Raw genomic sequence first — 9,494 nt, forward strand, 5'->3', positions numbered from 1 at the left:
TCCCCCTTAAGCCTTTGTCTCTGTTACGAGTTCTGCAAGTTCAGTCGGATAAAGCCCCGTGAAACATGCAGCACACTGCCCGCGTAGTGCTCCTTCGAATGGACGATCGATGGCTTCGACCGTTCCATCCAATGTGAGGAACGCTAGTGAATCGGCACCAATCTCTTCTCTGATTTCTTCAATGGATTTGGTTGCCGCAATTAACTCTTCCTTAGTGGAAGTATCGATTCCGTAGTAACACGGATGTTTGATCGGTGGTGACGTGATGCGCACATGCACTTCCGTTGCGCCTGCCTCTCGGAGCAACGTGACGATTCGGCGACTCGTCGTTCCACGGACAATGGAATCATCGACCATGATGACGCGTTTCCCGTTCACGACACCGCGTAACGCCGATAACTTCATCTTCACGCCACGCTCCCGTAATTCCTGGGACGGTTGAATGAACGTCCGTCCGACGTAACGGTTCTTAATGAGTCCCATTTCGTATGGGATCCCGCTCGCCTCAGCGTAACCGATTGCCGCGGAAATACTCGAATCCGGCACACCTGTCACGACATCTGCTTCGACCGGTGCTTCTTCAAACATCTTTTTCCCCATGGCCTTACGTGCCGTATGCACATTGATGCCATCGATGATTGAGTCCGGTCGTGAGAAGTAGATGTATTCCATCGAACACATGGCACGGACCGCCGCTTCACTGAATCGTTCAGACGTGATCCCTTCATCCGTGATCATGAGCAATTCGCCTGGCTCGACATCTCTGACGTACGTCGCCCCCACGACGTCAAACGCACACGTCTCCGAGGCGAAAACGTACGCCCCGTCTTCCGTCTGTCCGAGTGATAATGGACGTAACCCATGAACGTCAACTCCGACGTATAGCGCGTCTTCCGTCAAGAATAGAAAAGCGAACGCTCCAACGAGACGGGCCAAACTGTCGGCGATTCTTTCTTTTACCGAGTTGCCGCGACTCCGTTTGATGAGATGGGCTACGACTTCTGTGTCAGACGTCGTTTGGAAGATTGCCCCTTCCGCTTCGAGCATATGTTTCAACTCGTTCGCGTTCACGAGATTTCCGTTATGCGCCATCGCCAAATCTCCTGTCAACGACTTGAAATGAAGCGGTTGAACGTTCTCTAGCGTATTGCCGCCCGCCGTCGAGTAGCGGACGTGACCAATCGCATGATTTCCGGTGAGGGCATCGAGCGACGTCTCATCAAATACCTCGGTGACGAGACCAAGGCCTCGTTTCGCATGGAGACGCTCGCCGTCTGCCGTGACGATCCCCGTCCCTTCTTGACCACGATGCTGCAAACTGTGAAGTCCGTAATAGGCAAGGTGTGACGCTTCGATGTGACCGAACACACCGAAGACGCCGCACTCCTCATTCATGCCTCGGATGTCATATAACATGGAATAGCTCCTTCCCATACACGCTCCAACTCTTGCACGTCCATTTCAATCAAGCGGTCGCTTGTACGAAGGACAAGCGTTGCTGGCTCTGTGACCGTTCCGATTTCCGTCCCGTTTGTCATGCTCGCAAATGCCTCAGCTTGTGCCTTGTCGACGGTCACGAGGAAGCGTGACTGGGATTCACTGAATAATGCCGTCACAAGATCTGTGTCGATCGTCACGTCCATGCCGAGACCTGTTCCAAAGACCAGTTCTGGTAACGCTGCCGCAAGACCACCTTCTGACACATCGTGTGCCGCCGTGACAAGACCACCACGGATGGCTTGAAGTAATGCTTTCTGTGTGTGACGTTCTTCCTCAAGATCGAGTGTCGGCGCGTGGCCGCTCACTTTACCGTCTTGAAGCATTTGAAGGGCACTTCCGCCAAATTCCGCTTTCGTCTCACCGAGTAAGAAGACGACGTCTCCTGCTTGTTTCGCAAACGAAGTCGTGATGTGTTCCGGCTTCTCGATGAGCCCGACCATTCCGACGACCGGTGTCGGGTAGATGGCTTGCCCGTTCGATTCGTTATATAGCGATACGTTTCCACCGATGACAGGCGTATCGAGCGTACGGCAAGCTTCCGCCATCCCTTCAACGGCTTGGTCGAGCTGCCAGAACCCTTCCGGTTTATCCGGGCTTCCGAAGTTAAGGCAGTCCGTCAAGGCAAGTGGTTCCGCACCACTCGCGACGATATTACGTGCCGCCTCAGCGACAGCGATGGCCCCACCGACACGCGGGTCGAGATATACATATTTCGCGTTGCAGTCTGTCGTCATCGCGAGCGACTTCTCCGTCTCACGAATGCGAATGACCGCGGCATCACTGCCTGGTGCGACAACTGTCGACGTTTGCACCATGTGGTCGTATTGCTCATACACCCAACGTTTCGAGGCAATGCTCGGCATCGCAAGGACGTCTTTCCATGTCGCCATCACATCCTCGACGATCGGCTTGACCGGCTTCATCGCTTGGAAAGCTTCATAGTATGCCGGGACTTTAGAAGGTTTATGATAGACAGGAGCGTCTTCTGCGAGCGCGTCGACCGGTACTTCAGCTGCGACTTCTCCTTGATGAACGAGACGAAGTACTTTCTCTTCGATGACCTCTCCGACTTTGATCGCATGAAGTCCCCACTTCGTGACGATTGCTTCAATCTCGTCTTCGTGAGCTGCTTTGACGACGAGAAGCATCCGCTCTTGCGATTCCGATAGCATCATCTCGTAAGGTGTCATGCCTGTCTCACGTTGCGGGACGAGATCTAAGTTCATCTCAATCCCCATACCTGCTTTTGAGGCCATCTCTGCTGACGATGACGTCAACCCGGCTGCGCCCATGTCTTGAATCCCGACGAGCGCCGGGTGCTTGATGACTTCGAGACACGCTTCGATCAAGAGCTTCTCCATGAACGGGTCTCCGACTTGAACGGCTGGGCGTTTCTCGTCTGCGTCTTCTCCGAGTTCTTCAGAAGCGAACGTAGCACCGTGGATTCCATCACGCCCTGTCGTCGCTCCAACGTACATGACCGAGTTTCCGACACCTTCCGCTATTCCTTTTTGAATATCTTCATGACGGATGAAGCCGACACACATCGCGTTGACGAGCGGGTTTCCGGAGTAGGCCGGGTCAAAGGCGACTTCTCCACCGACCGTCGGAATGCCGACACAGTTCCCGTATCCGGCAATGCCTGACACGACATGACCGAATAAATGTTTCACACGTGATTCGTTCAAATCTCCGAAACGGAGTGAGTTCAATAATGCAATCGGACGGGCGCCCATCGAAAAGATGTCACGGATGATTCCACCCACCCCAGTCGCAGCACCTTGATAAGGTTCAATTGCTGACGGGTGATTATGACTCTCGATTTTGAAGGCGACAGCTTGACCGTCTCCGATATCGACGATTCCTGCTCCTTCTCCCGGTCCTTGTAAAACGTGCTCGCCGGTTGTCGGAAACTTCCGGAGCACCGGTTTCGAGTTTTTGTACGAACAGTGTTCAGACCACATGACCGAGAAGAGGCCGATTTCTGTATAATTCGGTTCCCGGCCAAGCAGTGAGACGACGAGCGCGTATTCGTCGTCCGATAATCCCATCGTGGCATAGATCTTTTCATCACGGATTTGTGTAGCTGTCGGTTCAGTTGTAAGTAACATGTCGTGCCCCCCATTTTACGATTGACGTGAATAACCGTTTACCGTCTTCTACACCGAGCAACGCTTCGACCGCACGCTCCGGGTGTGGCATCATGCCGAGTACGTTTCCTGCCTCGTTCGTGATGCCGGCGATGTTTTCGACCGATCCGTTCGGGTTCTCTTTGTACATGAACGCGATCTGCCCATTTGCCTTTAATGTCTCAAGTGTCGCGTCGTCACAGTAGTAGTTCCCTTCCCCGTGTGCAATCGGGACACGAATCGTTTCCTGTGCCGCATACTCACTTGTGAACATCGTCTCGTTGTTTTCGACGACGAGGTCGACCGTCTTACACATGAATTTCAAATCACGGTTTCGCATCAATACACCTGGAAGTAACCCTGCTTCGACGAGTACTTGGAATCCGTTACATACTCCAAGCACCGGACGTCCTTCTTCAGCGAAACGCTTTACTTCAGCCATAATCGGTGAAAATTGGGCGATTGACCCGCAACGCAAGTAATCTCCATATGAGAATCCACCTGGTAGCAGGACCCCATCGAACCCTTCAAGTGACGTTTCTGTATGGAATACGTATTCTGCTTCTTCCCCGAGCACGTCTTTTACCGCGTGGTACATGTCGAGGTCACAGTTTGATCCTGGAAAGACGATAACCGCGAACTTCATGCGAGTACCCCCATCTCAATTTCATAATTCTCAATGACCGTATTGACGAGTAACTTCTCACACATTTCTTTGACCATGTCTTCTGTCGTGTCATCCGCTACTTGAAGCTCGATGATTTTCCCGATGCGCACCGATTCAACGCCAGCGAATCCGAGATGTTCGAGTCCACCTTTCACGGCAACTCCTTGTGGGTCGAGTACACTTTCACGTAATGTCACATACACGTTTACTTTTTTCATTGTCCGTTTCCCCCTATGCGTGTTAACAGTTGTCCATACGTCTCAGTCAAAGAACCTAAATCGCGACGAAATACGTCTTTATCGAGTTTTTGTTTCGTTTCTTGATCCCAGAGGCGGCACGTATCGGGTGAAATCTCATCCGCTAAGATAATCGTCCCATCCACTTTTCCGAACTCTAGTTTAAAATCGATTACGTCGATGCCGTGTTGACCGAAGAAATCGAGTAATACTTCGTTTACCCAAAGTCCGAGTTGTCGCAATGTTTCGACTTCTTTATGTGTAGCGACTTGCAACAATCGGATATGATCCTCTGTGAGGAGCGGGTCCCCAAGAGCATCGTCCTTATAATAGAACTCGACAATCGGTGCGAGGAGCGGCGTCCCTTCTTCCCAACCGAGACGTTTCGCCAGACTGCCGGCCGCGACGTTGCGGACGACCACTTCTAACGGAATGATGTCGACACGGCGGACTAACTGTTCTCGTTCTGAGATTCGTTTAATGAAGTGCGTCGGAATCTTATTGTCATGCATTAATTCGAACAACTGCGTCGTGATGGCGTTGTTTAAAATCCCCTTCCCATCAATCGACTCTTTCTTCTCTCCGTTGAATGCTGTCGCATCATCTTTGTAGTACACACGAAGCACACCCGCTTCTTCTGTCTCAAATAACGCTTTCGCCTTGCCTTCATAAATTGCTTTCATCTGAACCGTTCCCCCTTAAAAGTGAGAGGGGCATGTCGCCCCTCAACGATTACAAACCACAGCGTTCAAAAATTGTATCGACACGACGTACGTGATAACGCGGGTCGAACAACTCATCGAGCTCTTCACTCGTAAAGAGTGCGCCCATTTCTTTGTCCTCTTCAATCAATGTCCGGAACATCGTTTCTTCTTCCCACGCCTGCATCGCCTTCGGTTGAACCGCATCGTATGCCGCTTCACGACTCCAGCCCTTCTCGATGAGACCGAGTAGAATACGTTGCGAGAAGATGATCCCGAACGTACGGTCCATGTTGCGACGCATGTTGTCCGGGAAGACCGTCAAGTTCTTCACGATGTTACCAAAGCGATTCAACATGTAGTTGAGAAGAATCGTCGCATCCGGAATGATGATTCGTTCTGCTGATGAGTGCGAGATGTCACGTTCATGCCAAAGTGGGACGTTCTCGTAAGCCGTCATCATGTGACCGCGAATGACGCGCGCAAGACCCGTCATATTTTCAGAACCGATTGGGTTACGTTTATGCGGCATCGCAGACGACCCTTTTTGTCCTTTCGCAAAGAACTCTTCCACTTCGCGTGTCTCTGTTTTTTGAAGCCCACGAATCTCGGTCGCCATCTTTTCAATCGATGTGGCAATCAATGCGAGTGTTGACATGTACTCGGCATGACGGTCACGTTGGAGTGTCTGTGTCGAGATCGGTGCAGCTTGGATACCGAGCTTGTCACAGACGTATGACTCGATGAACGGGTCGATATTTGCAAACGTTCCGACCGCTCCACTCATCTTCCCGAATTCAATCGTTTCGCGAGCTGCCATGAAGCGTTTTTTATTCCGTTTCATCTCTTCATACCAGAGAGCGAGTTTCAAACCGAACGTAGTCGGTTCTGCATGAACGCCGTGGGTACGTCCCATCATGATGTCATACTTATGTGCTTTCGCCTTTTCTGCGAGAATACCGATGAAGCGATCTAAATCGGCCTCTAAAAGATCATTTGCCTGTTTGATTAAGTACGAGAGTGCCGTGTCGACGACATCCGTCGACGTCAAGCCGTAGTGTACCCACTTCTTCTCTTCTCCGAGTGTCTCAGAAACGGCACGAGTGAACGCGATCACATCATGACGTGTCTCTTGTTCAATCTCTAGAATGCGATCAACATCAAACGATGCTTTATCCCAAAGGACTTGTACATCTTCTTTCGGGATGATGCCGAGTTCACTCCAAGCCTCACAAGCGTAAAGTTCAACTTTTAACCAAGCCTCGAATTTGTTTTGATCAGTCCAAATGTTTGCCATCTCTGGGCGGGTGTAGCGTGAAATCATAAAACGGTCTCCTTCCAAATTGCCAGTTGTTCGATGGTCTGAAGCGCACCTTCGACCGTGTCAGCAAGGACGTTCAAGTGTCCCATTTTGCGACCTGTCTTCGCCTCATCTTTTCCATACAGATGTAGTTTAACATTCGATGGCAATGCTTTGACATGAAGTCGTGGCATATGCTCACCGAGAAGGTTGACCATGACGACGGGCGTAGTCAATGTCGTTCGTCCGAGGCGCATTCCGGTCACGGCTCGAATGTGTTGTTCAAATTGTGAGGTTTCACAAGCGTCAATCGTGTAATGCCCAGAATTATGTGGACGCGGTGCGAGTTCGTTTACGTAAAGGCGACCATCTGGCATGACGAACAGCTCGACGGCGAGCGTTCCCGTTAAACCGATATGATCGGCGAGTTGGAGTGCGAGGTGTCTCGCATCCTCTTGAATCTCATCAGTCACACGAGCCGGTACGATGGATAGATGTAGAATGCTGTTGTGATGAATATTTTCACTGATCGGGAACGTCGACGTTTCTTCTTCTCCTCGTGTCACGATGACCGAGATCTCTTTTTCAAACGGCAACCAGGCCTCAGCGACATATTCTTGTTCGACAAAGTGTTCAATGAACGCCTGAAGGTCTTGTTCCGATCGAATGACCGTCTGGCCTTTCCCGTCATAGCCGAAGCGACACGTTTTGATGACAAATGGGTAGCCGAGCTTTTCGTGTGCCTGCCGTACCTCTCGAACCGTACGAACCGAAACATATGGCGCCACACGTAGTCCTGCTGATTCAATCATCTGTTTTTCTAAGATGCGATGTTGCGTTGCCTTCAACACGTCCATACCTTGTGGACATTTCTCTTCGATGGCTGCAATCATTTCCGTGTCGATGTTTTCAAATTCATACGTCACAATGTCTGAACGGTCAGCGAGTTCTTTCGCGGCATTCACATCATCAAATGAAGCGATAATCGAATCCGCTACTTGTGCGGTCGGTGCATTCGGGTTCGGGTCTAGACAAAGCGTCGTGTATCCCATTGCACTCGCGCTGAGTGACATCATCCGTCCAAGCTGTCCTCCACCTAAAATGCCGATTCTCATTAGACCAGTTCCTCCGTTCCACGCATGGCCATCTCTTGTTTTTGCTCTCGGAACATTTCAAGTCGCTTCGTGATTTCTGCTGATTGGATACTGAGGATCTGAGCAGCGAGTAAACCGGCGTTCGTCGCACCTGCTTTACCGATGGCGACAGTCGCTACTGGGACGCCTGCAGGCATCTGTACAATCGACAGTAGCGAATCCATTCCATTGAGTGCTTTCGACTGAACTGGGACACCGATGACAGGAAGAGTCGTTTTTGCGGCGACCATCCCTGGAAGGTGAGCTGCCCCACCAGCACCCGCAATGATGACTTGAATACCTCTGCCTCGTGCCTCTTCCGCATATTCGAACATCAAGTCTGGTGTTCGATGGGCCGATACGACTTGCTTCTCGTATGGAATCTGTAACTCATCCAACATGTCACAAGTATGTTTCATCGTCTCCCAATCAGATGAACTACCCATGATGACGCCTACCACTTCGTTCATTCCACATGTCCCCCTTACAAAAAAGAAATCCCTAAACCGAGCAATCAGTTTAGGGTATAGGCATGACAAATACACGTCCGCTACACCCCATAGTCTGACCAGAGTCGGTGATCAGGTAGAAACTTGCAAGCCATTTCCTTGCGATTATATGGAGCACTATTCATTTTTCTTAACTCACACGCCTATCGTACCTTGTTCTTTGAAAACATGTCAATAAACTGCGAACATTTTAATTGTCTGAATATTTATCGTTCGCCTTTTGGATGTTATCAGTATAATCTTCTCCGCTAATGTATGCTATTGAAAAGGGGGAGTTAGATGAGTTACATAGCGAGTTTACGAGAAGTGATTGGGAACCGTCCAATCATCAGTGTCGGAGCGACCATTTTGGTCATCAATCAAAAACAAGAAGTACTGATGCAGCATAGATCGGATACACTCGATTGGGGTTTACCGGGAGGATCGATGGAACTCGGGGAAACGCTGGAAGAGGTCGCTGCACGAGAATTGAAAGAAGAAACCGGGCTTCTCGCTGAGCATTTCGAATTAATTCAGGTTTTTTCCGGTCAAGATGGTTACTTTAAATATCCGAATGGAGACGAGACATACGGTGTCATTCATTTATATCAGGCAAAAGGAGTACATGGAGAGCTCGTCATGGAAGATGGGGAAAGCTTGGCTCTTAAATACTTTAGTAAAGAGAATCTTCCTATAAAGATAGAAAAACGGGCTCAAACTTTATTGGATGTGCTTGGAGATCGATGCTTTGAACGCGAGCATTCGTTTTGATATGTAAAAAGCCGTCACACAGATTGTGTGACGGCTTGGCATTAGGATTCTTTAGAGACGCATTCAAATAAAATCGATTGATGGGAGTGGACAGGTACATCTTTGGCTCCCGTTTGCTCAAAGACGGGCTTTTCAATGCGGCGTATAGGACGATAACCCATTTCATTGATTCGATCTAAACATTCACTGACCGTTTCATTTGGTTCGACATATACTTTGATCTTCTTAGCCATTTCTTAACGTCCTCTCTTCCACTAAGCTGAATCGATGATACGAAAAAACGGCGGCCCTTGAGCGAATGCTCCAGAACCACCGTTTGCCTGGCAACGTCCTATCCTCACAGGGGGAGATCCCCCAACTACTTTCGGCGCTGAGACGCTTAACTTCCGTGTTCGGCATGGGAACGGGTGTGGCCGTCTCGCTATCGCCACCAGACTTTTACAGGGCTTGTTCCCTGAAAACTGAGGATTCATCAACACAAACCATAGACTAGATCAAAGCCTCGACCGATTAGTATCATTCAGCTCCACGTGTCACCACGCTTCCACCCATGACCTATCTACCTCATC

The 9,494-nt window shown here is 50.1% G+C and carries 10 protein-coding genes, 1 rRNA gene and 1 riboswitch; of the genes, 1 reads left to right on the top strand and 10 read right to left on the bottom strand.

The window, feature by feature from the left end; genetic code table 11:
- Positions 1-6 precede the first annotated feature (6 nt).
- From purF to purE, 8 genes are read right to left on the bottom strand one after another with little or no spacing between them, the layout of a single operon-like run.
- Positions 7-1,416 carry an amidophosphoribosyltransferase gene (purF, locus tag KNO95_RS12465; protein ID WP_214704287.1) on the bottom strand — a complete coding sequence of 470 codons (1,410 nt, stop codon included), beginning with the start codon at positions 1,414-1,416 and terminating at the stop codon, positions 7-9.
- Positions 1,392-3,611 carry a phosphoribosylformylglycinamidine synthase subunit PurL gene (gene purL, locus KNO95_RS12470; protein WP_214879142.1) on the bottom strand — a complete coding sequence of 740 codons (2,220 nt, stop codon included), beginning with the start codon at positions 3,609-3,611 and terminating at the stop codon, positions 1,392-1,394. Before purL ends, purF begins: the two co-directional genes overlap by 25 nt.
- Entirely contained in the window at positions 3,595-4,275 is a 681-nt protein-coding gene (gene purQ / locus KNO95_RS12475) for a phosphoribosylformylglycinamidine synthase subunit PurQ (RefSeq protein ID WP_214879144.1), read from the bottom strand. The genes purL and purQ overlap by 17 nt, the downstream gene beginning before the upstream one ends.
- Positions 4,272-4,514 (bottom strand): phosphoribosylformylglycinamidine synthase subunit PurS, encoded by a 243-nt coding sequence (gene purS, locus KNO95_RS12480; protein ID WP_026826888.1) that lies wholly within the window; start codon positions 4,512-4,514, stop codon positions 4,272-4,274. The genes purQ and purS overlap by 4 nt, the downstream gene beginning before the upstream one ends.
- The gene (gene purC, locus KNO95_RS12485; RefSeq protein WP_214879146.1) at positions 4,511-5,215 is read right to left on the bottom strand and encodes a phosphoribosylaminoimidazolesuccinocarboxamide synthase; all 705 of its coding nucleotides are present in this window, start codon (positions 5,213-5,215) and stop codon (positions 4,511-4,513) included. Before purC ends, purS begins: the two co-directional genes overlap by 4 nt.
- Before the next feature lie 49 nt (positions 5,216-5,264).
- Positions 5,265-6,557, bottom strand: coding sequence for an adenylosuccinate lyase (gene purB / locus KNO95_RS12490; RefSeq protein WP_015880706.1), 1,293 nt, complete (start codon positions 6,555-6,557; stop codon positions 5,265-5,267).
- Positions 6,554-7,648 carry a 5-(carboxyamino)imidazole ribonucleotide synthase gene (purK, locus tag KNO95_RS12495; RefSeq protein WP_026826891.1) on the bottom strand — a complete coding sequence of 365 codons (1,095 nt, stop codon included), beginning with the start codon at positions 7,646-7,648 and terminating at the stop codon, positions 6,554-6,556. Before purK ends, purB begins: the two co-directional genes overlap by 4 nt.
- Positions 7,648-8,136 carry a 5-(carboxyamino)imidazole ribonucleotide mutase gene (purE, locus tag KNO95_RS12500; RefSeq protein WP_214701001.1) on the bottom strand — a complete coding sequence of 163 codons (489 nt, stop codon included), beginning with the start codon at positions 8,134-8,136 and terminating at the stop codon, positions 7,648-7,650. Before purE ends, purK begins: the two co-directional genes overlap by 1 nt.
- Positions 8,137-8,206: 70 nt before the next feature.
- A riboswitch (purine riboswitch) is annotated at positions 8,207-8,308 on the bottom strand.
- 146 nt (positions 8,309-8,454) lie between these two features.
- Here purE and KNO95_RS12505 point away from each other — a divergent pair.
- The gene (locus KNO95_RS12505) at positions 8,455-8,925 is read left to right on the top strand and encodes an NUDIX hydrolase (RefSeq protein ID WP_034771255.1); all 471 of its coding nucleotides are present in this window, start codon (positions 8,455-8,457) and stop codon (positions 8,923-8,925) included.
- A gap of 41 nt (positions 8,926-8,966) precedes the next feature.
- On the opposite strand, the gene KNO95_RS12510 is transcribed toward KNO95_RS12505, so the two are convergent.
- Together KNO95_RS12510 and rrf are read right to left on the bottom strand one after the other, a co-directional pair.
- Entirely contained in the window at positions 8,967-9,158 is a 192-nt protein-coding gene (locus tag KNO95_RS12510) for an NETI motif-containing protein (RefSeq protein WP_026826893.1), read from the bottom strand.
- An 85-nt stretch (positions 9,159-9,243) separates the two neighbouring features.
- Positions 9,244-9,360: ribosomal RNA gene (gene rrf / locus KNO95_RS12515) — 5S ribosomal RNA — on the bottom strand.
- Positions 9,361-9,494 lie beyond the last annotated feature (134 nt).

This window comes from Exiguobacterium sp. ERU653 (assembly GCF_018617775.1).
Taxonomy (GTDB): domain Bacteria; phylum Bacillota; class Bacilli; order Exiguobacteriales; family Exiguobacteriaceae; genus Exiguobacterium; species Exiguobacterium marinum.

What these genes read in the sequence shown, in the direction of transcription:
- purF (WP_214704287.1), bottom strand. Translation starts at nt 1,416, where the DNA reads ATGTTATATGACATCCGAGGCATGAATGAGGAGTGCGGCGTCTTCGGT.
- purL (WP_214879142.1), bottom strand. Translation starts at nt 3,611, where the DNA reads ATGTTACTTACAACTGAACCGACAGCTACACAAATCCGTGATGAAAAG.
- purQ (WP_214879144.1), bottom strand. Translation starts at nt 4,275, where the DNA reads ATGAAGTTCGCGGTTATCGTCTTTCCAGGATCAAACTGTGACCTCGAC.
- purS (WP_026826888.1), bottom strand. Translation starts at nt 4,514, where the DNA reads ATGAAAAAAGTAAACGTGTATGTGACATTACGTGAAAGTGTACTCGAC.
- purC (WP_214879146.1), bottom strand. Translation starts at nt 5,215, where the DNA reads ATGAAAGCAATTTATGAAGGCAAGGCGAAAGCGTTATTTGAGACAGAA.
- purB (WP_015880706.1), bottom strand. Translation starts at nt 6,557, where the DNA reads ATGATTTCACGCTACACCCGCCCAGAGATGGCAAACATTTGGACTGAT.
- purK (WP_026826891.1), bottom strand. Translation starts at nt 7,648, where the DNA reads ATGAGAATCGGCATTTTAGGTGGAGGACAGCTTGGACGGATGATGTCA.
- purE (WP_214701001.1), bottom strand. Translation starts at nt 8,136, where the DNA reads ATGAACGAAGTGGTAGGCGTCATCATGGGTAGTTCATCTGATTGGGAG.
- KNO95_RS12505 (WP_034771255.1), top strand. Translation starts at nt 8,455, where the DNA reads ATGAGTTACATAGCGAGTTTACGAGAAGTGATTGGGAACCGTCCAATC.
- KNO95_RS12510 (WP_026826893.1), bottom strand. Translation starts at nt 9,158, where the DNA reads ATGGCTAAGAAGATCAAAGTATATGTCGAACCAAATGAAACGGTCAGT.